We start from the raw sequence: 22,915 nt of genomic DNA, 5'->3' as shown, positions 1-22,915 counted from the left end.
CAGGTGTGGGCGAACGTCAGGGCGAGACGGTGGCGGCCCGGGCGGCGTCGACCATGCCGTGGCCGAAGAAGCCGTTCTTCGCCGCGGGGCCCTCGCAGGCCTGGGTCTCGCCCGTGCCGTACCGGTAGTTCCGGGGCGCGGGGCAGCCCTTCGGGGTCGCCGTCGCGTACAGCAGGCGCTCCACCTGCGCGGGGTCCATCCGGAGCCCGCCCTTGCCCGGCGTGCCGAACCGGCCGATGATCAACGCCGCCACCCCGGTGACGTGCGGCGCGGCCATGGAGGTGCCCTCCAGGTACTGGTAGTAGGCGCACTTCCCGTCGTGGCAGTCGCGGATCACCGAGGACGTCTTCGGCTTGCCCTCGGCGTCGATGAGGCCCGTGGCGCGCAGGACGTTCTCTGGGGCGGCGGCCAGGATCTCGCGGCTCGCGCCCTTGAGCCCGGTTCCGGTGTCGAAGACGTCGCCGCCCGGCGCGGCGATGTCGGCCTGCTCGACGCCGTAGTCGGAGTACGGCGCCTTGCGCCCGCTGGGGCCGACGGAGGACACCGAGATGACGCCGTCGAGCTCGGCCGGGACGTTCAGGCAGGTGTTGTCGACGGACCGCTTCTTCTCGGCGCCCTTGGGGAAGTCCGGGCTGGAGGTGTCGGTCTTCACCTTGCCGAGGTCGAGGCCCTCGTTTCCGATCGCGGTGACGAGTGTGACGCCGTGCGCGCGGGCGTACTTGACCGCGCGGCGCATCCCCTCCAGGATCCCGCGCTGCTCCAGGCGCTCCTTCGGCGTGTCGCTCGGGTTGTTCGCGCAGTTGAACGCCCAGGGGTCGACGAAGAAGCTCATGTTGACCACGTCGACGCCGACGTCGGCGGCGTACTCCAGGGCGTCCATGGTGGGCTTGAGGAAGAAGAAGCCCGAGTCGGTGCCGGCGCGCAGGTTGACCAGCGACACGTCGGGGGCGACCCCGCTGACGCCGAGGCCGTTGATCGGCGAGCCGATCGTGCTCGCGACGTGGGTGCCGTGGCCGTCGTCGTCGACGTCGGCCGGGTCCTTGCAGCCCTTGTGCTCGCAGGGCCCGTCGAGCTTCTTGCCGTTCTCGTCGACGGGCTCGTCGATCACGAAGTTGCGGCTCAGCGCCCGGTTGAAGTTCGGCGCGATGTCGGGGTGCTTACCGTCGACGCCGGTGTCGATGATGCCTACCAGCACCTTGTGGCTGCCCCGGGCCTTGGCGTACGACCCGGTGGGGGTGGCGCCGATCATCTTCATGTCCCACTGGCGGTCCGAGAGAGGGTCGCCACCGGGCGCCCGCCGGAGGTGCTCCGTGCCCCGCGTGCCGGCAGAGACGGCGCCGGAGGTGACGGCTGCGTCAGTGGTCTTGCCGATGGGCCGGTCGAGCGTGACGCCGACCACGGAGGCGTCGGCGCCGATCTTCTCGGGAGCGGACGCGCGCACGACGAGGTAGCCGAGCTTGTCGTCCCGCCCCTGGACCGTTCCTCCGGCCGCCTCCGCCGCCCGCTGCGCGGCGGCCCGGCCGCCGTCCTTGTAGAAGACCAGGTAGTTCCGCGCGGGCTCGGACGCGGTCGCCGCCCCCGGCAGGCCCGCGGCCCCCAGCCCGCCGAGCAGCGTGATGGACATGATGGCCCCGGCGAGCCGCCCCCGTGCGTACAACGATCCTCCTCGGTTGCGGGCCCCTGGTGCCGGGGCCCCTCGATCCGGGCACAGCATCCTCCCGGTAGCCGTGTGCGCTCGCAACCCGGCCACCGAAATGAGAATATGCCCGTTTTATCCCCTCAACGCCGACGGCCGTGGTCCGGTCCCCTGGGACCACGGCCGCCGGGTCACTTCTCAGACCAGAGGCCGCGCCGTCGGCGGGATGGCAACGGGCAGGACCGTCCGCCCGCTCAGGTAGCGGTCCACCGCCGCCGCCGCCGACCGGCCCTCGGCGATCGCCCACACGATCAGCGACTGGCCCCGGCCCATGTCACCGGCCGCGAACACGCCCTCGACCGACGTCTCGTACGACGCGTTCCTGGCCACGTTGCCCCGGGCGTCGAAGAACGACTCCGGGTCGGCGGACAGCGCCGCGAGGTCGTTCAGCAGCGGGCCCTTCTCGGGGCCGAGGAAGCCCATGGCGAGCGTCACCAGCTCGGCCGGGATCTCCCGCTCGGTGCCGGGGATCGGCCTGAACCCCGACGCCGGGCCCTCGACCTCGACCAGGCGCAGCGCCCGCACGTTGCCCTCGTCGTCGCCGGCGAACTCGGTGGTGGACACCGCGTACACGCGGTCGCCCGCCCCGGCCTCCAGTTCCTCGTGCGCGCTCTCCATCTTGAACAGCATGGGGTACGTCGGCCACGGCTGGCTGCCCGGACGAGTCGCCGGCGGCCTCGGCATGATCTCCAGCTGGGTGACCGAAAGAGCGCCCTGCCGGATCGCCGTGCCGATGCAGTCGGCGCCGGTGTCGCCGCCGCCGATCACGACGACGTGCTTGCCCTTCGCCGAGATCGGCGACTCGGCGTAGTCGCCCTCCTGGGCCTTGTTGGCCGGCGGGAGGTACTCCATCGCCTGGTAGACGCCCTTGAGCTCGCGGCCGGGCACCGGCAGGTCGCGCCAGGCCGTGGCGCCGCCCGCCAGCACGACGGCGTCGAACTCCTCGCGGAGCCGGGCCACCGTGACGTCCACGCCGACGTCGACGCCGGTGCGGAACTCGGTGCCCTCGGCCTCCATCTGGGCGATGCGGCGGTCGACGTGCCGCTTCTCCATCTTGAACTCGGGGATGCCGTAGCGGAGCAGCCCACCGATCCGGTCGGCCCGCTCGAACACGACCACGTCGTGCCCGGCACGGGTGAGCTGCTGCGCGGCGGCGAGGCCGGCCGGGCCCGAGCCCACGACCGCGACCCGCTTACCGGTCTTCGCGGCGGGCGGCTGCGGCGCGACCCAGCCCTCGGCGAAGGCGCGGTCGATGATCTCGACCTCGACCCGCTTGATCGCGACCGGGTCGGAGTTGATGCCGAGGACGCACGCCGACTCGCACGGCGCCGGGCACAGGCGGCCGGTGAACTCCGGGAAGTTGTTGGTCGCGTGCAGCCGCTCGCTCGCCTCGCGCCAGTCGTCGCGGTAGACGAGGTCGTTCCACTCGGGGATGAGGTTCCCGAGCGGGCAGCCGTTGTGGCAGAACGGGATGCCGCAGTCCATGCAGCGGGCCGCCTGCTTGGTGAGCGCGGGCCGGGGGAAGTCCTCGTAGACCTCGCGCCAGTCGCGGATGCGAACGTCGACCGGGCGGCGCGCCGGCAGCTCGCGCCCGTGTGTCAGGAACCCCTTCGGGTCAGCCAACGGTGTTACCCCCCTCTATCCCTGCGTGGAAGCGGTCGTGGAAACGGTCGCGGTGATTCGCATCGGCGTCACCCGTGGGCGGCGGCCATGACCGCCTCGTCGATGTCGCGGCCCTCGGCCTCGGCGGCGGCCCTCGCCTGAAGGACCCGCTTGTAGTCGGTCGGCATGACCTTGCCGAACCGGCCGAGCGCGGCGTCCCAGTCGGCGAGCAGCGCCTTGGCCACCGTGGACCCGGTCTCCGCGAAGTGCTTCTCGACGATCTCCCGCAGGAACTCGGCGTCGTCGTCGTCCAGCGCCTCCAGCTCGACCATCTCGCGGTTGACCCGCTCGGGCCGCAGGTCGAGCACGTACGCGACGCCGCCCGACATGCCGGCGGCGAAGTTGCGGCCGGTCGGCCCGAGGACGACGGCCCGGCCGCCGGTCATGTACTCGCAGCCGTGGTCGCCCACGCCCTCCACGACGGCGGTCGCGCCGGAGTTGCGCACGCAGAACCGCTCGCCCACGATGCCGCGGACGAAGACCTCGCCGGACGTCGCGCCGTACAGGCCGACGTTGCCGGAGATGACCTGCGTCTCGGCCTCGAACGGCGCGTCGGGGTGCGGGCGGACGACGATGCGGCCGCCCGACAGGCCCTTGCCGAGGTAGTCGTTGGCGTCGCCGGTCAGCCGCAGCGTGACGCCGCGCGGCACGAACGCGCCGAACGAGTTGCCCGCCGAGCCGGTGAACGATACGTCGATCGTGTTGTCCGGCAGACCGGCCCCGCCGTACAGCTTGGTCACCTCGTGGCCGAGCATCGTGCCGACCGTGCGGTTGACGTTGCGGATGGGCAGCTCCAGCGTGACCGGGTCGCCGAAGTTCAGCGCGCCCTCGGCGAGCTGGATCAGCGTGTTGTCCAGCGCCTTGTCGAGCCCGTGGTCCTGCTCGACGACCTTGCGGCGCGGGGTGCCCTCGGGCAGCTCCGGCTGGTGCAGGATCGGCGACAGGTCGAGGCCGGAGGCCTTCCAGTGCTCGACCGCCTGGGTGGTGTCGAGCAGGTCGGCCCGCCCGATGACCTCGTCCAGCGAGCGGTAGCCGAGCTCGGCGAGGTACTCGCGCACCTCCTGGGCGATGAATTCGAAGAAGTTCACCACGAACTCGGGCTTGCCGGTGAACCGCTTGCGCAGCTCGGGGTTCTGGGTGGCCACGCCCACCGGGCAGGTGTCGAGGTGGCAGACCCGCATCATGACGCAGCCGGAGACGACCAGCGGAGCGGTGGCGAAGCCGTACTCCTCGGCGCCGAGCAGCGCCGCGATGATCACGTCGCGGCCCGTCTTGAGCTGGCCGTCCGCCTGGACGACGATGCGGTCGCGCAGGCCGTTGAGCAGCAGCGTCTGCTGGGTCTCGGCCAGGCCGAGCTCCCAGGGGGCGCCGGCGTGCTTGATCGAGGTCAGCGGGGAGGCGCCGGTGCCGCCGTCGTGGCCGGAGATCAGCACGACGTCGGCGTGGGCCTTGCTGACGCCCGCCGCCACGGTCCCGACCCCGACCTCGGCGACCAGCTTCACGTGGACGCGGGCGCGCGGGTTGGAGTTCTTCAGGTCGTGGATGAGCTGGGCCAGGTCCTCGATCGAGTAGATGTCGTGGTGCGGCGGCGGCGAGATCAGGCCGACGCCGGGCGTGGAGTGCCGGGTCTTGGCGATCCACGGGTAGACCTTGTGGCCGGGCAGCTGGCCGCCCTCGCCGGGCTTGGCGCCCTGCGCCATCTTGATCTGCAGGTCGTCGGCGTTGACGAGATACTCGCTGGTCACGCCGAAGCGGCCGGAGGCCACCTGCTTGATCGCGCTGCGCCGCTCGGGGTCGTGCAGCCGCTCGGGGTCCTCGCCGCCCTCGCCGGTGTTCGACTTGGCGCCGAGCCGGTTCATCGCGATGGCCAGCGTCTCGTGCGCCTCCATCGAGATGGAGCCGTACGACATGGCGCCGGTGGAGAACCGCTTGACGATCGACTCGACCGGCTCGACCTCGTCGATCGGCACGGGCGCGCCGCCGGGACGCAGCCTGAACAGGCCGCGCAGCGTCATGAGCTTCTCGGACTGCCCGTCCACCAGGGACGTGTACTCCTTGAAGATCTCGTACCGCCGGGTGCGGGTGGAGTGCTGCAGCTTGAAGACGGTGGTCGGGTTGAACAGGTGCGGCTCGCCCTCGCGGCGCCACTGGTACTCGCCGCCGACCTCCAGCCGCCGGTGCGGGTTCTCCGCGCGGGGGTAGGCCCGCGCGTGCCGCTCCAGCGCCTCCTTGGCGAGCACGTCGAAGCCGACGCCGCCCAGGCGGGAGGTCGTGCCGGTGAAGCACTGGTCGATGACCTCGGCGCCGAGGCCGAGGGCCTCGAAGATCTGCGCGCCGGTGTAGGAGGCGACCGTGGACACCCCCATCTTGGACATGACCTTCAGCACGCCCTTGCCGTACGCCTTGATCAGGTTGCGCACGGCCTTGCGCGGGTCGAGGTCGAGCTGACCGCTGGCGATCAGATCCTCGACCGTCTCCAGGGCGAGGTAGGGGTTGATCGCGCTCGCGCCGTAGCCGATGAGCAGGGCCATGTGGTGGCACTCGCGCGCCTCGCCGGTCTCGATCACGAGCCCGACCCGGGTGCGGGACTTCTCCCGGATGAGGTGGTGGTGCACCGCGCCGGTGAGCAGCAGCGACGGGATCGGCGCCTTCTCGCGGGAGGACCCGCGGTCGGACAGCACGATGATCCGCGCGCCGTCCTCGATGGCCCGGGAGACCTCCTGACGGATCTCCTCCAGCCGCCGCACCAGCGCCTCGCCGCCGCCGGCCGCGTCGAACAGGCCGGACACGACGTACGGCTGGAAGCCGGGCAGCGCGCCCTCGTCGTTGATGTGGACGATCTTCGCGAGCTCGTCGTTGTCGATCACCGGGTAGGGCAGCACGAGCCGGCGGCACGAGGCCGGGCCGGGGTCGAGCAGGTTGCCCTCGGGGCCGATCGTCGACTGCAGCGAGGTGACGAGCTCCTCGCGGATGGCATCCAGCGGCGGGTTGGTGACCTGCGCGAACAGCTGGCTGAAGTAGTCGAACAGCAGCCTCGGCTTCTCGCTCAGCACCGCCACCGGGCTGTCGGTGCCCATCGAGCCGATGGGCTCGGCGCCGTTCCTGGCCATCGGCGTGAGGATGACCCGCAGCTCCTCCTGGGTGTAGCCGAAGGTCTGCTGCCGCTTGACCAGCGCCTCGTGGGTGGGGTGCTCGTGCTCGCGCTCGGGCAGCTCCTCGAAGCGGACCAGGCCCGCGTGCAGCCACTCGCCGTACGGCTCGGCGGCGGCGAGCTCGGCCTTGATCTCGTCGTCCTCGATGATCCGGCCACGCGCGGTGTCCACCAGGAACATGCGGCCCGGCTGCAGGCGGCCCTTGCGGACGACCTTCTCCTGCGGGATGTCGGACAGCACGCCCGCCTCGGAGGCGAGCACGACCAGGCCGTCGTCGGTGACCCAGAACCGGCCCGGGCGCAGGCCGTTGCGGTCGAGGACCGCGCCGACCAGGGTGCCGTCGGAGAAGGTGATGGACGCGGGGCCGTCCCAGGCCTCCATGAGGGTGGAGTGGAACTCGTAGAAGGCCCGGCGGGCCGGGTCCATCTCGGTGTGGTTCTCCCACGCCTCCGGGATCATCATCAGCACGGCGTGCGGCAGCGACCGGCCGCCGAGGTGCAGCAGCTCCAGCGTCTCGTCGAACGAGGCGGTGTCGGAGCCGTCAGGGTCGCAGATCGGGAACAGCCGCCGCAGGTCGCCCGGGATCAGGCCGGTGGCGAGCATCGCCTCGCGGGCGCGCATCCAGTTGCGGTTGCCGCGCACGGTGTTGATCTCGCCGTTGTGCGCGACGTACCGGTACGGGTGGGCCAGCGGCCAGGAGGGGAAGGTGTTGGTGGAGAAGCGCGAGTGGACCAGCGCGATGGCGCTGACGTAGCGCTCGTCGGACAGGTCGGCGAAGAACGGCTCGACCTGCAGCGAGGTCAGCATGCCCTTGTAGACGATGGTCCGCGAGGACAGCGAGGAGAAGTACACGTCCGCCTCGTGCTCGGCCCGCTTGCGGAAGGCGAACACGATCCGGTCGAGGTCGACGCCGGTCTCGCCGCCGGGCGAGGTCACGAACAGCTGCGCGAAGTGCGGCATGACCGCCCGAGCGGTGGCGCCGGGCAGGTCGCGGTCCACCGGCAGGTCGCGCCAGCCGAGGATGGTGACGCCCTCCTCTGCGGCGATCTGCTCGATGAGGCCGATCGCGGTCCGCCTCGCCTGCTCGTCCAGCGGCAGGAACGCGGCGCCCGCGGCGTACGCGCCTTCTGGCGGCAGCGGGAAGTCCACTACCGCGCGGAAGAACGCGTCGGGGATCTGGGTGAGGATGCCCGCACCGTCGCCGGTGTCCGGCTCGCTGCCGCTGGCACCCCGGTGGTCGAGGTTGCGGAGCGCGGTCAGTGCCTTGGCGACGATGTCGTAGCTGCGGCGGCCGGCGACATCGGCCACCATGGCTACGCCACAGGCGTCGTGCTCGAATCCGGGGTCGTAGAGTCCCTGGGGCTCGGGGAGACCTCCGGGAAGGCCAAGGCGGGCAGCAGGCATGTAGTCACTCCCGTCGTCAACGTCTGCGTGGAACAGAGGGACGACGCTGGCCCTGCTGCGGTTGTGGTCCTTAGAGATTACAACACGCTGCCGGAATAGTGCCCCTCAGGTCCGCTTCGCGAACCTTCACAGGTCAGCGCCGTGGATATGGTTTGCGCATGGGTGGTCATGAGGCGATCGACGAACTGCTGGCAGACGCCGGCGTGGACGGCCTGCGCCTGCGCGGAGCGCTGGCGCTCCTGTCAGGCGGCCGCTGGTGGACCCTGCCCGACCTGGTCAGGGAGACCGCGACGTCGCGGCGGACGATCGAGTCGCTGCTGCGGGTGCTCCCCCTTGAGCACAGCGGCGACCGCGTCCGTATTCCCAGTGATCAGGTCAACCGCTACAACGTCCGAATTGATACGGATATTTCCGGTCTGGGGAATCCGGTCGCCGAAATGGTCGCGGCGCACGCCGAGACGCTCGAACGCCTGGAGACGCTGATCGCCGAGGCCCCCCGGGGGCGGCACGCGCTCGACCACGTCTCCGCGACCGCCGAGACCGTGCTGCGCCGCGCCCTCCTGCTGGGGCGGCGGTTCTGGCTGCCCGGCGCCCGCCTGCTGTGCGTCGGCGACCACGACCTGACCTCGCTGGCCGTGCGGATGGTCCATCCGGAGGTCGAGGTCGCCGTGGCCGACATCGACGACCGCATCCTGGAGTACATCGACGCCCAGGACCTGGGGGTGCGCACCCGCTGGGCCGACCTGCGTCTCGGCCTGCCGTCGTCGCTGCGCGGCTGGGCCGACCTCGCGATCACCGACCCGCCGTACACGCCCGAGGGGATCGGGCTGTTCGCCGCCCGCGCCGCCGAGGGCCTGCGCGACCGCGACCAGGGACGGATCCTCGTGGCGTACGGCGCCTCCGAGCGCACTCCGATGCTCGCGCTGAAGGTGCAGAAAGCCCTCTTCGACCTCAACCTGCTGAACGAGGCGATATTTCCGCACTTCAACCGGTATCACGGGGCGGAGGCGATCGGCAGCGCGGCGGACCTGTACGTGCTGCGTCCCACCACGAAGACGTGGCCCGCGATCGCCGCCCGGCTCGACCGCCTCGCCACGGCCATCTACACGCAGGGCCCCCAGGCCGTCGAGTCCGCCCCCGCGGCGCCGCCGGACGAGGCGGCCGTGACCGCGTTCGGGCCGGACCTGCTCGCCGGCGACTGGCCGCGCGGCCTGCTGCCGCAGGTGCCGCGCACCCGGCTCGCCACCCTGCTGGCCAAGCCGTACGCCGCCGACCCCGAGCGGGTGGCGGTCGCCGTGCCGGCCGGGCTGGAGGCGGCGTTGCCCCGCCTGCTGCTCGCGACGCGGGCCCGGCACGTGCGCGTGCTCACCGCGGGCCCTGTGGTGGACACGGTGGCGGACCTGCCCGCGCTGGCCGCGCTGCTGGCTCCCGTCTACCGCCTGGCCGCCGAGGGCCACGTCCTCGACGCCGTACGGCTCGCGCCCCCGGACAGCGGCCCGGACCGGGTGGTGCGCAGAATGATGGACAGCGCGCACGGGAAGGTCGTCAACGCCTGGCGCGAGGCACTGACCGAGACCGCCGGGCTCACCAAGCGGCAGGCCAGGGCCGCCGTCGAGGAGGCCGCGCCGTGGGCCCTCGACGCCACCCCGCTGGAGCTCCCCCTCCACCGCCTCGCCCAGATGAGGGCGCGGGCTCTCGCCACGGTGTGACGAGGACCGGCCCCTCGGAACCGACGGCACCCGGCTCCCCCGCATGTCGGGCGGACGTCCGTCTCGCGCACCCGTCCGCAGGGCGGCAGGCACGACGGCGGAACGACCGCCGTCGACGGCGAGGCTGTCACTGCCGGGCCGGGTCCATGCCACCGTGTCCATGCCACCGTGTCCATGCCGCCGTGTCCATGCCGCCGTCTCCATGCCACCGTGTCCATGCCGCCGGGTCCATGCGCCAGGTCTGCGGCGCCGGGTCTACGGCTGGGTGGAAACGGACGGCTGTGCGGACGTGCTCGCGCCGGGCGCGGACACCGCGGGAGAGGCGCCGGGATCGGAGGGAGGCTCCTCGGAGGGCTGGGCGGTGTCGGCCGGGCCCGGTGGTTGCGCGGGGTCCGACGGCACCCCGGCGACCTTGACCACGCGGCGGAAGACCGCCTTCTCGGCCTCCCGTACGGCCAGCCCGAGCATGATGAAGTCGTCCTTCTCCCCCGGTTCCGCGCCGTCGGCCCGGCCGATCCAGGCCACCCCGAGGTAGTGCCCCAGGACATAGGCGTTTCCCTCGCTGTAGACGCCGAACTTCGCCCGCGGCGACTCCAGCGGCTGCACCCAGGCGCCCCGATAGAGCGACGCCAGCGACTTCGCCAGCGACTCGGCCGCCGCGACGTCCGCGAGGTTGAACAGGGTGTACTGCGCGACGTACGCCCCGTTCGCGGTGGCGTACAGGCCGCGGACGGCCTGGCTGCATCCGGCCTCGGCCAGGGCGTCGGCGAGGTCGGCACCCCACACGGCGCCCGCGCACGCCTGGTCCAGGCGGCTGGCCAGCCTGCGCAGCGTGACCTTCCCGGCCGTGAGCGTCCGCGCGCCGAACACCTCCTGGGCGGTCAGCGGCGCGGTGTCGGCCTTCCTGTCGGTGATCGGGGCCAGTTCCTTCAGCGACGGCCAGGACTGGAAGGAGGCGGGCAGGCCCTCCCCCGGCGCGTCGCCCGACGCCCGCGCCGACTGCGACTGCCCCCCGCCGATCGCGTTGACCACGAGCGTCAGCACCAGGGCGATCGCCAGCACTCCCACAGCCGTGACCGACCACACGAACACACGCTGCTGCCGGTCGTCCAGCCCCAGCTCGGCGAGGGTGGACCCGGTCCACCCCTCGGCCGGCGCGGACGACCGGCGCTTGCGCTTGGTCATAGACCGCCGGTTCCAATCAGCGAGCCCAGGCCCCAGGTCAGCGCCGCCGCCACGGCCCCCACCAGGAGCTGGCGCAGGCCGCTGAACCACCAGCTGCGGGCCGTCACCCGGGAGACCACGGCGCCCGCGGCGAACAGCGCCACCATCGACACCGCCGCCGAGATCCACAGCCCCCGCACGCCCAGCAGGTACGGCAGGAGCGGGACCAGCGCGCCGAGACTGAACGACAGGAACGACGACACGGCGGCCAGCACGGGCGACGGCAGGTCGTCGGGATCGACGCCCAGCTCGGCCCGCGTGTGGACCGCCAGGGCCTCGTCCGGGTTCCGGGAGATCTGCCGGGCGACCTCCCTGGCGGTCTCCGGGTCCACGCCCCGCTGCTCGTACATCCGGGCGAGCTCGGCCTCCTCGGCCTCGGGGTGCCGCTCCAGCTCCCGGCGCTCGACGTCGATCTCGGCCTGGGCGAGCTCGCGCTGGCTGGCGACCGACACGTACTCGCCGCCCGCCATGGAGAACGCTCCGGCGGCCAGGCCGGCGATGCCGGCGAGCGCGACGATCCTGGTCTCCGCGGTGCCGCCGGCGACGCCCGCGATCAGCGCGAAGTTGGAGACCAGCCCGTCCATCGCGCCGAAGACCGCGGGGCGTAACCAGCCGCCGTTGACGTCCCGGTGCTCGTGGTGGATCTCGGCCCGCGCCCCCGTCGTGGCCTTCGTCATCGCCGGCCGGCCTCGGGTTCCGCCGCCGGGCCGTCGCTCGCGGCGCCCGCTCCCGCGGTCGCGGTCCGCTTGCCGGAGCCCGCGTCGCCGCCCGGCGCGGGCGGGTCGTCGGCGCCGCCTCGCGCCTCCCCGTCCTGTGTCTCCCGATCCCCGGCCTTCTCGTCCCGTTCGCCGTCGCGCAGGAGTTCCGGCTCGTCGGCCTGGTCCCGCCCGTGGGCGGGGTCGGCGTGATCACCGCCGGCGTCGCCGCTCTGCGCGCCCAGCGGCTCCTCGCCCGTACGGTTGCGGGCCAGCCACAGGTACGCCAGCGCGCACAGGAAGATGACGATCGAGGTCCACTGGTTCAGCCGCAGGCCGAGGATGTGGTGGGCGGGGTCCACCCGCAGCCCCTCGATCCAGAACCGGCCGAGCGTGTAGCCCGCGACGTACAGCGCGAACACCCGGCCGTGCCGCAGGCCGAACCGGCGGGCGGCCAGGATCAGCACGCCGGCGAGTGCGAGGTCCCACAGCGACTCGTACAGGAACGTCGGGTGATAGGTGGTCGCGCCGGGAACGGTGCCCGGGCGGCCCGGCTCGATCTCGAGCCCCCACGGCAGGTCGGTGGGGCCGCCGAACAGTTCCTGGTTGAAGTAGTTGCCCCATCGGCCGATGGCCTGTGCCACGGCCACGCCGGGGGCGAGGGTGTCGGCGACGGCGGTGAAGGAGATGCCGCGCCGGCGGCAGGCGATCCAGACGCCGAGCGCGCCGAGGGCGATCGCGCCCCAGATGCCGAGGCCGCCCTCCCAGATGAACAGGGCGTCGATCGGCCGCTTGGGCGCTTCCGAGCCGAAGTAGATCTGCCAGTCGGTGATGACGTGATAGAGACGCCCGCCGACGAGGCCGAACGGCACGGCCCAGACCGCGAGGTCGGTGACCGTCCCGGGCGCGCCGCCGCGGGCGCGCCAGCGGCGTTCGCCGATCCATACGGCGACGATGACGCCGAGCACGATGCACAACGCGTACGCGCGGATCGGGATCGGTCCGAGATTCCAGACCCCCTGTGACGGGCTGGGAATCGAGGCGAGGAGGGGCATGTAACGTGACGTTACCGCAAGAGAGGGCGGGCCCGGAGCGAGGCGCGGGCATCCGTCCCGCGACCTGCGCCGACCGTCCGCCGCACCCCGCTCAGAGCCCGTCGTCCGGCGTCTCGCGGAGGGCGGCGAGGCGTGCCGCGAGGTCCCCCAGGCCCGGGTGTTCGCCGAGATCCACCAGCCCCAGCCAGCTCAGCGCGGCGACCCCCTCGGGGTCGCGGGCGCCGAGGACGCCGCCCACGAGCGCCGCGACCGTGTCGGCGTCCCCGCCGAGCGACACGGCGTACGGGAGCGCGGCGGCCAGGTCCGGGGCCTCGCGGATCACGTGGACCACCGCGGCGGCCGTCTCCACGGCGTCCAGGGAGACGCCCTCGGGCGGGGGCGACCACCGGCCGCGTGCGGCGTCCACCACGGCGTCCATCGGCCCGTAGCGCTCACCCGCCCAGCGGGCCTCGGCCGCCGCCGCGTCCAGCAGACCGGCCACGCCCGCGCCCTTTACCGCGTCCCCCACCGCCGACGACGCCATGGCCGCGATCACGCAGGCCGCCGCCACGGCCGCCGGCGCGCGGTGCGTCGCGGCGGACAGCGCCTCGCACAGGATCCGGCGGCGCTCGGGCCGGTGGGGCGGCACGGCCCAGCCGGCCGGGGCGATGCGCATGGCCGCGCCGTTCGTGGGCAGGTCGCCGGACGAGGGCACCGGGAGCTCCCCCGTGGCGCGGAAGTGCGCGAGGGCGCGCCTCGTCGTCGGCCCGAGGCCGCGCACCCCGGGCGCCGCCTCGGCCAGGCGGGCCAGGAAGTCCATGGAGGCGGGCCGCCCGCCCGTGTCGGCCAGGCACCGGGCGACCAGCACCATCTGCGCGGTGTCGTCGGAGGTCGACCCCCGAGGCCATCCCCGGTCCGGAGCCGGCAGCCGGACGACCTCGGCCGCGTCGATGCGCTCCGGCGGGCGGCCCTCCCAGGGCACGCCGAGCGCGTCGCCCGCCGCGAAGGCGATCATCGCCGCGTGGATCCTCCTCGCGGCGCCCGCGGGTCCGGCGGAGGGAGAACGGTCGTCGTACGACATGCGGGCATGCTAACCACGGCCGCGGAGGTGAAACCCGGCGAAATCGGCAGGGAACCCGGCCGTGCATCGGGCCGCGCCCACCGCCAATGGAACGTGCGCGCGGCCGCCCAGAGGCTCTCCGGGACGCGTCAGAGCTGCTCGCGCACGCCCGCCTCGTGCGCCAGCCCCTTCGTCTGGTCGCGCAGGTCGCCCCGGAGCGCCGTACGGGCCCGGCCCCGGCGGGCCACCGGGAGGAGCGTGCGCCCGTGCGCGTCCTCCAGCTCGAACGCCAGGGCGGCGTAGTAGGCGACGACCGCGAGCAGCAGACCGGCGGCTCCCGCCGTGGTCCTCCATCCCGCGGACCCGGTGAGCTCGTAGACACCGGTGATCGCGAATCTGATGGCGGACATCGCCATCACGGCGGCGGCCACCAGCTTGGGCAGGCCCGCGAGGGCCGGGACGAGCATCGCCGCGGCGGCCGTGAGCAGGACGACGCCGAGCGCCGCGCTCGTCTCACCCGGCGCGGAGGTGAGCGTGACGCCGCCGATCACCGCCCACGTGCCCGAGAGGACGCCCATCGCGGCTCCGGCGACGGCGTCGCGGGCGAGGAAGCCGAGGACCGAGACGAGGAACTGCAGCGGCGCGGTGAACAGCAGCGCGGCCAGGGCGGCGACGCGCCCCTGGGCGGCGGGCACCCAGCCGAGCTCCACGGCGCCGAAGGCGGTCGTGGCCAGGGCGAGGCCGAGGAACCCCAGCGGCAGCGGGCTTCCCATCGGCCGCAGGACGACACGGGCGACGCCGTCCTGCCCGCCGGCCTGCCCGCCGGTCTGCTCCCCGGGGAGGTCGCGCGCGCTCATCGGCCCGGCGGCACCGCTCCACTGCGGCCTCGCCCTGCCGGTGCGGGGGCCCGGCTTCCCGGCGTCGCCGGTGGCACGACCGGCGGCCCAGCCGGCCCCGGCACCGGCCGCCGCTCCGTCACGACCGGTTGTCCGGCTCTTGGGTGCGGCTGTCGAACTCGGTGTGGCCGTTCGGGCACTTCGGGATCGTGTCGCCCTCCTTGACCTGCACCTTCTCCCCGCAGACGGCGCAGTGGAACACGCCGGTCTTGCGGGCCTTCTCACCGGTGTGGGCCGGCACGGCGCCTCCTGCTCAGCTCATCGCGGCGGATTCGCTCGCGGCAGGCGCGGGCGGGACTCCGGTCGCACCGGCCTCTCCCCCGCCCTGTGCGGAGCTTGTGACATCGCGCTCGATACCCCCGTGCGGGAGAACCACGCGGCCCTTGCCCGATTCTTGGCGAGGATCGGCCGCCGCCGGGGACCCGGGGACGGCGTCCCGGCGGACGGCGCACCGTTCCGCCCGTCGGCGGTCCCGCCGAGCGAACCGTCAGGCCGGAGGACGGCCCGCGCGGGGGCCGTCCCGGCGGGAGGTCACTTGCCGGCGGGAGGTCACTTGCCGGCGCTCTCCACCGCGTCACGCAGCGAGCTGGGCACGAAGGCGACGTTGGTGTCGAGTTCCTTGCCGTTGAGCTTGACGGTCGGCGTGCCGGTCAGCTTCTGCGCGCTCATGGTCTGCTGGGAGAACTGCTGGTGCGCGGCGACGTTGCGCTGCTGCCGTACGCAGTTGTCGAAGTCCTCGGCGGTGACGCCGGCCTCCTTGCCCCACTTGATCAGCTCGTCGATCGTGAAGCCCGTCACGGTCTCGCTCGGCTGGTTCTTGTAGAGCTTGTCGTGGAACGCCAGCCACTGGCGGCCGTCGGTGACGCAGCGGGCGGCGGAGGCCGCGCGCAGCGAGTTGCCCTTGGTCGGCTCCTGCGTGAAGATCGTGATCGGGTGGTAGACGACCTTGGCCTTGCCCTCGGCGGCGAGGTTCTTCAGCGTGGAGCCGCTGGTCTCCTCGAACTGCTTGCACGCCGGGCACTGGAAGTCCTCGAACACGTCGACCACGGGCGCGGTCACGCCGGACTTGGCCATCACGACCGTCCCGTCCTTCTCCACGGTGACGGGAGCGACGTCCCCGGAGGCGTCCTCCGCGGTTCCCTGCCGCACCGACCACACCGTGAAGGCGACGGCGATCACGACGATCACCGCGATGGTGACGATCATCGTGATGCGCTTGCGCTGCTCCTGCTTGCGCAAGGCCTCCCGCTGGGCCGCGATCCGGGCCCTCGCCGCCTCACTCGTCCGCTTGCTCACGAAACTTCCCCCCTGGCTTTGCTTTCCGGTTCCGTTCGCGCACTACCGTCGGCCCCGCGCGGCCGGGGGCGGTAGGGCCGAAGGACCCGTGAACGGTCGCCGTGCCCGGCGAACGTCATCCGTGGTCACGCAGCGTCGTCCTCGCCGCCGTCCGAGCCGTCCTCGTCCGCCGTTTCCCGCTCCCCCGTGAAGCCCAGCGCGGAGTCCAGCGACAGGCGGCTCGCCGGCCTGACGACGATCCACGCCGCGCAGACGAGCAGCCCGAGGTCGCGCATCAACTCCCAGAAGTAGTTGGGGTCCTGTCCAGCGGCCAGCGTGCCGTCGCCGCCGAAGCAGCCGCAGTCGATGCGCAGCCCCCTGGCCCAGGCCGACGCGATGCCGATGACGAACGCGATCATCAGCACCCCGCCGATGGCCGCCACCGCGCGCGTGAACAGGCCGACGAGCAGCAGCAGGCCCGCGATGATCTCCAGGACCGGCAGGCCGTACCCGACGACCTGCGCGACGGAGTCGGGCAGCAGCTGGTAGGCCCGCACCGCCTGCACGGACAACGCGGGCGCTCCGATCTTGAGCGCCCCGGCGACGATCAGTACGCCGGCGAGCACGACCCGTGCGGCGGTCGTGACCCAGGAGAGCACGGGTTTCGCAGGCTGTAACCGTTCGGACACCGAGGCGCCGGATGCCAACTGAACCATGAGTCTCCTCGCCCGGTAGGCAACACCGACTGAACAGTACCGGGACTCAACCTCACCATGTGCTGGATAAGAGCATGGTAAGCCGCCTTATCTTGGCTGGTCGCAGCGCACCTGCGGGGAGGAAACCCCAGGGCCGCTCAGCGCCGGACGCCCCGGGCGAGTTCCGACCCGAGCTCGCGTACCGCCGCAAGACCGGACTTCTCGTCCGGCGCGTCGAGCAGGCGCCGGATGAAGGCGGACCCGACGATGACACCGTCGGCGTACGCCGCGACCTCGGCGGCCTGGGCGCCGGTGCCCACGCCGAGCCCGACGCAGACGGGCAGCGTCGTGTGCGCCTTGGTCCTCTTGACCAGGCCCTCCGCGGCCGAGCTGACGGTCTGCCTGGCACCGGTCACGCCCATCAGCGAGGCCGCGTACACGAAGCCCGTGCAGCAGGCGGCGACCCGGGCGATGCGCTCGTCCGGCGAGCTGGGCGCGACGAGGAAGACCGTGTCGATGCCGGCCTCCTTGCTCGCGGAGAGCCAGGGATCCGACTCCTCGGGCGTCAGGTCCGGGGTGATGGTTCCGACGCCGCCCGCCGATGCGAGGTCGCGCGCGAAGCGCTCGGCGCCGTAACGGTCGATCGGGTTCCAGTACGTCATGACCAGCGTCGCGGCCCCCGACTTCGCCACGCCCTCGACGGTGCGCAGCACGTCGGCGATGCGGGTGCCGTTGGTCAGCGACCGGTGCACCGCGTCCTGGATGGTCGGGCCGTCCATGAGCGGATCGGAGTACGGCAGGCCGATCTCGATCACGTCGCAGCCGGCCTCGACCATCGCCGTCGCCGCGGAGACCGCGCCGTCCTTGGTCGGGAAGCCGGCCGGCAGGTAGCCGACCAGCGCGGCCCTGTCCTCGGCGCGGGCCTTCTCGAACACGGCTTGGAGTGTCGTCATCGGGATGCCCTATCGATACTGGATCAGAGGTTGAAGTACTTCATAGCGGTGCCCATGTCCTTGTCGCCGCGGCCCGACAGGTTCACCAGGATGACCGCCTCCGGGCCGAGCTCGCGGCCCAGCCGCAGCGCGCCCGCGAGCGCGTGCGAGGACTCGATGGCCGGGATGATGCCCTCGGTGCGGGCGAGCAGGGCGAAGGCCTCCATGGCCTCCTCGTCGGTCACGCCCTCGTAGGTGGCCCGGCCGGTGTCCTTGAGCCACGCGTGCTCGGGGCCGACGCCGGGGTAGTCGAGACCGGCCGAGATCGAGTGGGACTCGATCGTCTGGCCCTCCTCGTCCTGCAGGACGTAGGTGCGTGCGCCGTGCAGCACGCCGACGCTGCCCTCGGTCAGGGTCAGCGCGTGCTCGCCGGTCTCCACGCCCCGGCCGCCGGCCTCGTAGCCGTACAGCCGGACGTCCTCGTCTTCGATGAAGGCGTGGAAGACGCCGATGGCGTTCGACCCGCCGCCGACGGCGGCGCAGACCGCGTCGGGCAGGCGGCCGGTCAGCTCCAGGACCTGGCGGCGCGCCTCCACCCCGATGATCCGGGCGAAGTCCCGGACGATCTCGGGGAACGGGTGCGGCCCCGCGACCGTGCCGAACAGGTAGTGGGTGTGGTCGACGTTGGTGACCCAGTCGCGGAACGCCTCGTTGATGGCGTCCTTGAGGGTCTGGCTGCCGTTGGTCACCGGCACGACCGTGGCGCCGAGGAGCTTCATCCTGGCGACGTTGAGCGCCTGGCGCTCGCAGTCGACGGCGCCCATGTAGATGACGCACTCCAGGCCCATCAGCGCCGCGGCGGTGGCGGTGGCGACGCCGTGCTGGCCCGCCCCGGTCTCCGCGATGACGCGCCGCTTGCCCAGCCGCTTGGTCAGCAGCGCCTGACCCAGCACGTTGTTGATCTTGTGCGCGCCCGTGTGGGTCAGGTCCTCGCGCTTGAGCAGGATCCGGGCGCCGCCCGCGTGCTCGGCGAACCGCGGCACCTCGGTCAGCGTCGTAGGGCGGCCGGCGTACGTGCGCAGCAGGTGGTCGAACTCGCGCAGGAAGCCGAGGTCGGTCTTGGCCTTCTCATACTCCGCGGCCACCTCGTCGAGGGCCGGGATGAGCGCCTCGGGCACGTACCTGCCGCCGAACCTGCCGAACTTGCCGTGCGGGTCCGGGTCGTCGCCGCGGACCCCGTTCCCGGCCAGGTCGGCGGAGGTGATGACGGTCCCTTCCGTCGAGGTCACGCGGCCTCCTTCTGCAGCGCTGTCGTTCACGGGTGCCTCTCGGAGCCGGTGTCCTGCCGCGAGGCCGGGTGAGCGCCCGCGGTCACCAGGTCGTTGACCGCCGCCTTGGGATCCCTGCCGGTGACCAGGCTCTCGCCCACCAGCACCGCGTCCGCCCCCGCCCGCGCGTACGCGAGCAGGTCGTGCGGGCCGCGAACCCCGGACTCCGCGATCTTGATGATGCCGTCCGGCACCTTGGGCGCGAGCTTGGCGAACACCTCGCGGTCCACCTCGAGCGTCTTGAGGTTGCGGGCGTTGACGCCGATGATCTTCGCGCCGGCGTCGACCGCGCGGACCAGCTCCTCCTCGGTGTGCACCTCGACGAGCGGGGCGAGCCCGATCGACTCGGCCCGCTCGATCAGCGAGACGAGCGCCTGCTGGTCGAGGGCCGCCACGATGAGCAGGGCGAGGTCCGCGCCGTGCGCCCTGGCCTCCCACAGCTGGTAGGAGGTGACGATGAAGTCCTTGCGCAGGATGGGGATGTCCACGGCCGCGCGCACGGCCGCGAGGTCGGCGAGCGTCCCGCCGAACCTGCGCCGCTCCGTCAGCACGCTGATGACGTGGGCGCCGCCCTCCTCGTAGTCCGCCGCCAGGGCGGCGGGATCGGCGATGGCGGCGAGCGCGCCCTTCGAGGGGCTCGACCGCTTCACCTCCGCGATGACCGACACCCGGTCGCCGCCGAGCGCGGCGTAGGCGTCCCGGGGCTCGGGGGCGCGGGCGGCGAGCCGCTTGAGCTCCTCGATCGGCACGTTGCGCTGCCGCTCCTCGAGGTCCTCCCGCACGCCCGAGATGATGTCCTCAAGAACACTCACGCGTCCTCCTCGCCTTCGGCTCGGAGCTCGCGCGATTTGCCTGTCCGCTCGCTCACGCGTAGGAGTCCCTCCGGTCGGCTGCTCTGCGTGTCCTGCCCTGCGATGGTATCGGCCCGTCTCGCGTCGATCCGCCACCGGGTCGATTCACGGTGCGAGGAAGTGCCCGAAAGGCGTGTTACGCACCACCCAGAAGACGGCCGCGACGGCGAGGAGTCCCCACAGGTGAGCGGGGTGCGCGATGTTCGTGCGCGCGGACCGTCCCTGCCATGATCGTAACGCCCAGCGGGCCCACAACGTGATTACGACAGGGACGCAGAAGACAAAGAGCAGGTTCATCCGCGCCGCCCCGGCGAGGTCGGCGTGGGCGAGGTCATGCACGGCGCGCAGCGCGCCGCAGCCCGGGCAGTACAGGCCGGTCAGGTAATAAAGCGGGCAGACGGGGTAGTGACCTGGCTCGTGCGGGTCGACCACCGCCAGGTACGTCACCGCCGCGGCGAGAACGGCCGCGGCGCCGAGCGGCGCGCGCAGCGACCGCACCCGGTCCCACGCGCGCCGCTCGGTCACGTCCACAGGGGTCAGCCTAACGCGGGGCGCGCACGACCACCGTGCCGACGATCTTGTCGGCGAAGGTCTGCCGCTTGGCGTCCCAGAGCGGCCACAGGTAGCCGATGTAGCAGGGCAGGCCGTCGACGATGTGGCAGATGTACCGGACGACGGCCATGCCGAATCCGATGTACTCGCCGGTCTGCTCCTTGACCGTCTGGATGCCGACGACCTTCTTGCCCACCGTCTGGCCGGTCGTGCCCTCCTTGTGCTTCAGCCACAGGCCGAGGCCGAGGGCGACGACGATGGCCACGAGGGAGAGCACCAGGCCGATCCCGAAGCCGGAGCCGACCTGACCGGTCTCCTGGTCCACCGAGCCGGCGCTCAGGGCGCTGCCGATGATGCTCAGGATCCAGGTGGGGACACCGACGATGAGGCCGTCGATCAGCGTGGCGCCGACGCGCAGGCCCCAGTGCGCGAGCTCGGGAGCCGGGTAGCCGCCGGGCGGGCCGTACGCGCCGTACTGGCCGCCGTACTGGTCACCGCCGGGCGGGGCCGGGTACGAGCCCTGCGGCGGCGGGTAGCCGCCCTGGGGGTAGCCGCCGCCCTGCGGAGGGGGGTAGCCGCCCTGCGGAGGGGGATACCCGCCCTGCGGGCCGGGCTGGTTCTGGGGGTAACCACCCGGGTTGTAGCCCGGGTCGTTGCCGTACGTCATGTGGTGCTCCTGCGTGAGTGGGGGAAAGGAGTCTCGGATCTTCTTCAGCGCGACGAGACCGGAGACGACCCCGATGATCCGCGGAGCACCGCATCGAGACGGGCCGGGGATGCCGGGGAGGAGCGACGCGACGACCATGCCGTTCCCGTCGACGCCGGAGGGTGGCCGGCGCCGGCGCGGACCGCCCGGGGCGGGTGGCGATGGCCGCCGGAGGCCGGCGGCCGGTCACCCCGGCCGGGCGGGCAGCCGTGGCCGCCCATGCCGCCCGGCTGACTCCCGTGGCTCATTCGGTCTCCTGTGCGGTGATCAGAGGTCGGCGCGAAGCCTACCGGCCGCAGGGCACCCGGGCCGCGTGGAAATCGGCTTTGTGGACAATTTGTAATCTGAGGTGGGAACGATCCAACGCCCCGAAGAGCGCCCCCCGCGACCTAGGCGGTGGGGTCCTCGCCTTCGTCGATCGCGTCCCACATCGCCCTGTCGGCGTCCTTCACCCGGGCGGCCCCGCCCGTTCCCGCGCGCCCGGCCCCGCGCTCGTACCTGCTCGACATGCCGGGCCAGCGCACGCTCAGGACCGCCGCCGCCACGCCCGCACCGGCCAGGACGAGCCCGCCCGCGGCGGTCAGCACCGGCCAGACCCAGGCGCGCGACTCCAGGGGGACGAAACCGTCGGACGTCACGCCGGTGGTCACATGCGTGGCGATCGCGGCGGCGATCGTCCCGCCGCGCGTGCCGTCCCACGCCCCGGCCGCGACCGCCGCGCCGAGGAGGGCGACCACCACGCCCGTCACCCGCCGCGCGACGCCCCGGGTCGCCAGCACCGCCAGCACGGCGGCGAGCGCGGCCAGCGCCGCGGGGGTGAGCCAGGCGACGAGGTCGTTGCCGGTGAGAGAGCCGCCACCCCCTCCTGTGGGCCCGCCGGCCGCGCCGAGCGTGACCCAGACGCGGCCCGCGGCCAGCAGCGCGAGACCGCCGCCCACGGCGCAGGCGGCCAGCCAGGCGAGCAGCGAGCGCCGCGCCGTACGCGCCTGGTCGCGGGCGGGAGCGGTCACGGCGCGCCGCTCACGTCGAGGACGTCGGCGTCGAAACAGGTGCGGTCGCCGGTGTGGCAGGCCGCCCCCACCTGGTCGACCTTGAGCAGGATCGTGTCGCCGTCGCAGTCGAGCGCCACGTGCTTGACCCACTGCAGGTGGCCGGAGGTGTCGCCCTTCACCCAGTACTCCCCCCGGCTGCGGGACCAGTAGGTCGCCCGGCCGGTCGTGAGCGTGCGGTGCAGCGCCTCGTCGTCCATCCAGGCGAGCATGAGCACCTCACCGGTGTCGTGCTGCTGGACGATCGCGGGCACCAGGCCGTCCGGTGTGCGCTTCAGCCGGTCGGCGATCTTCGGGTCGAGGGCCATGAGGCCAATTGTGCCGCAGGCACCGGCCGCCCCCGCCGCCGCTACCCTGCCATCCTCGCTGCCGCACCCTGCCTTCCCCGCTGCCGCACCCTGCCACCCTCGCTGCCGCTATGTGGCCCCGCCGGCCGTCGTGGTGACCAGCGACAGCGGCAGGTCGCCCACCCGGCGTACGGAGAAGCCCTCGGAATCGCCGCCCCGGTAGACCGACCCCGCGACCCAGCTCGCGGTGTTGGAGGCGATCACCCGGCCCTCGGCGTTGACCAGGAACGCCGGGCCCGGGATCTCCCGCAGCGCCGGGAGCACCGCGGCCTCGAACCGCCGGACGAACACGTCGGCCGCCGCCACCCCGGCGAAGCTCCCCGCGGCCAGCACCGGCACCGACAGCGTCAGGCTGTACTCGTCGGTGCACAGGTAGTCGACGTACGGGCCGCAGATGGTGCGCTCGGCACCGGCGGACGGGCCGGCGTACCAGTCCCAGTGGGTGTAGTCGTAGAAGGCGCTGCTCGCCGGGTCCATGTCCCGCAGCAGCTGCACGGGGTCGCCGGAGGGGTTCTCCTGCCACCATTCGAGGTACCACGGCGCGTCGGCCAGCAGGCCGGGCGCGGCGATGAAACCGATCCCGGCGATCAGCGCCGGCAGATGGGCCGGCAGGCGGGACGGCAGGCGGGCGGGCAGCCCGCCGCCGCG

20 protein-coding genes are annotated in these 22,915 nt (G+C 72.9%); 1 reads left to right on the top strand and 19 read right to left on the bottom strand.

Going from position 1 to position 22,915, the window contains the following annotated elements; translation table 11 throughout:
* Window positions 1-16: 16 nt before the first annotated feature.
* The 3 genes from ABZ857_RS27025 to gltB all read right to left on the bottom strand — a co-directional run bounded on the left by ABZ857_RS27025 (window position 17) and on the right by gltB (window position 7,914).
* Window positions 17-1,657, bottom strand: coding sequence for a S8 family serine peptidase (locus ABZ857_RS27025; protein WP_357047567.1), 1,641 nt, complete (start codon window positions 1,655-1,657; stop codon window positions 17-19).
* 177 nt (window positions 1,658-1,834) lie between these two features.
* Window positions 1,835-3,319: a glutamate synthase subunit beta gene (locus ABZ857_RS27020; RefSeq protein ID WP_357047564.1), complete on the bottom strand. Its 1,485-nt coding sequence runs from the start codon at window positions 3,317-3,319 to the stop codon at window positions 1,835-1,837.
* A 68-nt stretch (window positions 3,320-3,387) separates the two neighbouring features.
* Window positions 3,388-7,914 carry a glutamate synthase large subunit gene (gene gltB / locus ABZ857_RS27015; protein WP_357047561.1) on the bottom strand — a complete coding sequence of 1,509 codons (4,527 nt, stop codon included), beginning with the start codon at window positions 7,912-7,914 and terminating at the stop codon, window positions 3,388-3,390.
* 158 nt (window positions 7,915-8,072) lie between these two features.
* Between gltB and ABZ857_RS27010 the strand changes: the two genes are divergently transcribed.
* Window positions 8,073-9,623, top strand: coding sequence for a bis-aminopropyl spermidine synthase family protein (locus ABZ857_RS27010; protein ID WP_357047559.1), 1,551 nt, complete (start codon window positions 8,073-8,075; stop codon window positions 9,621-9,623).
* A gap of 255 nt (window positions 9,624-9,878) precedes the next feature.
* On the opposite strand, the gene ABZ857_RS27005 is transcribed toward ABZ857_RS27010, so the two are convergent.
* The 16 genes from ABZ857_RS27005 to ABZ857_RS26930 form a co-directional block, all read right to left on the bottom strand.
* On the bottom strand, window positions 9,879-10,808 hold the full coding sequence (locus tag ABZ857_RS27005) for a hypothetical protein (protein WP_357047556.1): 930 nt from the start codon (window positions 10,806-10,808) through the stop codon (window positions 9,879-9,881).
* Window positions 10,805-11,524 (bottom strand): VIT1/CCC1 transporter family protein, encoded by a 720-nt coding sequence (locus ABZ857_RS27000; protein WP_357047553.1) that lies wholly within the window; start codon window positions 11,522-11,524, stop codon window positions 10,805-10,807. The genes ABZ857_RS27005 and ABZ857_RS27000 overlap by 4 nt, the downstream gene beginning before the upstream one ends.
* A complete protein-coding gene (gene lgt / locus ABZ857_RS26995; protein WP_357047550.1) occupies window positions 11,521-12,597 on the bottom strand; it encodes a prolipoprotein diacylglyceryl transferase in 1,077 nt (358 codons plus the stop codon). The genes ABZ857_RS27000 and lgt overlap by 4 nt, the downstream gene beginning before the upstream one ends.
* 91 nt (window positions 12,598-12,688) lie before the next feature.
* Window positions 12,689-13,657, bottom strand: a complete 969-nt coding sequence (locus tag ABZ857_RS26990) for an ADP-ribosylglycohydrolase family protein (protein ID WP_357047547.1) — start codon at window positions 13,655-13,657, stop codon at window positions 12,689-12,691.
* A gap of 128 nt (window positions 13,658-13,785) precedes the next feature.
* The gene (locus ABZ857_RS26985) at window positions 13,786-14,493 is read right to left on the bottom strand and encodes a hypothetical protein (RefSeq protein WP_357047544.1); all 708 of its coding nucleotides are present in this window, start codon (window positions 14,491-14,493) and stop codon (window positions 13,786-13,788) included.
* Window positions 14,494-14,611: 118 nt separating this feature from the next.
* The gene (locus ABZ857_RS26980) at window positions 14,612-14,773 is read right to left on the bottom strand and encodes a hypothetical protein (RefSeq protein WP_357047541.1); all 162 of its coding nucleotides are present in this window, start codon (window positions 14,771-14,773) and stop codon (window positions 14,612-14,614) included.
* A 308-nt stretch (window positions 14,774-15,081) separates the two neighbouring features.
* Window positions 15,082-15,828 carry a thioredoxin domain-containing protein gene (locus tag ABZ857_RS26975; RefSeq protein ID WP_357047538.1) on the bottom strand — a complete coding sequence of 249 codons (747 nt, stop codon included), beginning with the start codon at window positions 15,826-15,828 and terminating at the stop codon, window positions 15,082-15,084.
* Window positions 15,829-15,953: 125 nt separating this feature from the next.
* Complete coding sequence (locus ABZ857_RS26970; RefSeq protein WP_357047536.1) at window positions 15,954-16,523, bottom strand: DoxX family protein; 570 nt, start codon at window positions 16,521-16,523, stop codon at window positions 15,954-15,956.
* A 137-nt stretch (window positions 16,524-16,660) separates the two neighbouring features.
* Window positions 16,661-17,455, bottom strand: a complete 795-nt coding sequence (gene trpA, locus ABZ857_RS26965) for a tryptophan synthase subunit alpha (RefSeq protein ID WP_357047533.1) — start codon at window positions 17,453-17,455, stop codon at window positions 16,661-16,663.
* Window positions 17,456-17,478: 23 nt separating this feature from the next.
* Window positions 17,479-18,684 carry a tryptophan synthase subunit beta gene (gene trpB / locus ABZ857_RS26960; RefSeq protein WP_357047928.1) on the bottom strand — a complete coding sequence of 402 codons (1,206 nt, stop codon included), beginning with the start codon at window positions 18,682-18,684 and terminating at the stop codon, window positions 17,479-17,481.
* Window positions 18,685-18,749: 65 nt separating this feature from the next.
* A complete protein-coding gene (trpC, locus tag ABZ857_RS26955) occupies window positions 18,750-19,574 on the bottom strand; it encodes an indole-3-glycerol phosphate synthase TrpC (protein WP_357047530.1) in 825 nt (274 codons plus the stop codon).
* A gap of 144 nt (window positions 19,575-19,718) precedes the next feature.
* Window positions 19,719-20,144: a DUF2752 domain-containing protein gene (locus ABZ857_RS26950; protein WP_357047527.1), complete on the bottom strand. Its 426-nt coding sequence runs from the start codon at window positions 20,142-20,144 to the stop codon at window positions 19,719-19,721.
* Window positions 20,145-20,154: 10 nt separating this feature from the next.
* Window positions 20,155-20,970, bottom strand: coding sequence for an RDD family protein (locus ABZ857_RS26945; protein ID WP_357047524.1), 816 nt, complete (start codon window positions 20,968-20,970; stop codon window positions 20,155-20,157).
* Between the two features lie 290 nt (window positions 20,971-21,260).
* On the bottom strand, window positions 21,261-21,881 hold the full coding sequence (locus ABZ857_RS26940; RefSeq protein ID WP_357047521.1) for a Trp biosynthesis-associated membrane protein: 621 nt from the start codon (window positions 21,879-21,881) through the stop codon (window positions 21,261-21,263).
* Window positions 21,878-22,228: a phosphoribosyl-AMP cyclohydrolase gene (gene hisI / locus ABZ857_RS26935; RefSeq protein WP_357047519.1), complete on the bottom strand. Its 351-nt coding sequence runs from the start codon at window positions 22,226-22,228 to the stop codon at window positions 21,878-21,880. The genes ABZ857_RS26940 and hisI overlap by 4 nt, the downstream gene beginning before the upstream one ends.
* Window positions 22,229-22,336: 108 nt before the next feature.
* A partial coding sequence (locus ABZ857_RS26930; protein ID WP_357047516.1) for a cache domain-containing protein occupies window positions 22,337-22,915 on the bottom strand: 579 nt, incomplete at its 5' end.

It is taken from the genome of Microbispora sp. NPDC046933, from assembly GCF_040644635.1.
GTDB lineage: Bacteria > Actinomycetota > Actinomycetes > Streptosporangiales > Streptosporangiaceae > Microbispora.
This window is presented reverse-complemented; position numbering and strand designations above follow the sequence as displayed.

Coding starts and splice junctions, on each gene's coding strand:
- gltB (WP_357047561.1), bottom strand. CDS start 7,914: ATGCCTGCTGCCCGCCTTGGCCTTCCCGGAGGTCTCCCCGAGCCCCAG.
- ABZ857_RS27010 (WP_357047559.1), top strand. CDS start 8,073: ATGGGTGGTCATGAGGCGATCGACGAACTGCTGGCAGACGCCGGCGTG.
- ABZ857_RS27005 (WP_357047556.1), bottom strand. CDS start 10,808: ATGACCAAGCGCAAGCGCCGGTCGTCCGCGCCGGCCGAGGGGTGGACC.
- ABZ857_RS27000 (WP_357047553.1), bottom strand. CDS start 11,524: ATGACGAAGGCCACGACGGGGGCGCGGGCCGAGATCCACCACGAGCAC.
- lgt (WP_357047550.1), bottom strand. CDS start 12,597: ATGCCCCTCCTCGCCTCGATTCCCAGCCCGTCACAGGGGGTCTGGAAT.
- ABZ857_RS26990 (WP_357047547.1), bottom strand. CDS start 13,657: ATGTCGTACGACGACCGTTCTCCCTCCGCCGGACCCGCGGGCGCCGCG.
- ABZ857_RS26985 (WP_357047544.1), bottom strand. CDS start 14,493: ATGAGCGCGCGCGACCTCCCCGGGGAGCAGACCGGCGGGCAGGCCGGC.
- ABZ857_RS26970 (WP_357047536.1), bottom strand. CDS start 16,523: ATGGTTCAGTTGGCATCCGGCGCCTCGGTGTCCGAACGGTTACAGCCT.
- trpA (WP_357047533.1), bottom strand. CDS start 17,455: ATGACGACACTCCAAGCCGTGTTCGAGAAGGCCCGCGCCGAGGACAGG.
- ABZ857_RS26945 (WP_357047524.1), bottom strand. CDS start 20,970: ATGGTCGTCGCGTCGCTCCTCCCCGGCATCCCCGGCCCGTCTCGATGC.
- hisI (WP_357047519.1), bottom strand. CDS start 22,228: ATGGCCCTCGACCCGAAGATCGCCGACCGGCTGAAGCGCACACCGGAC.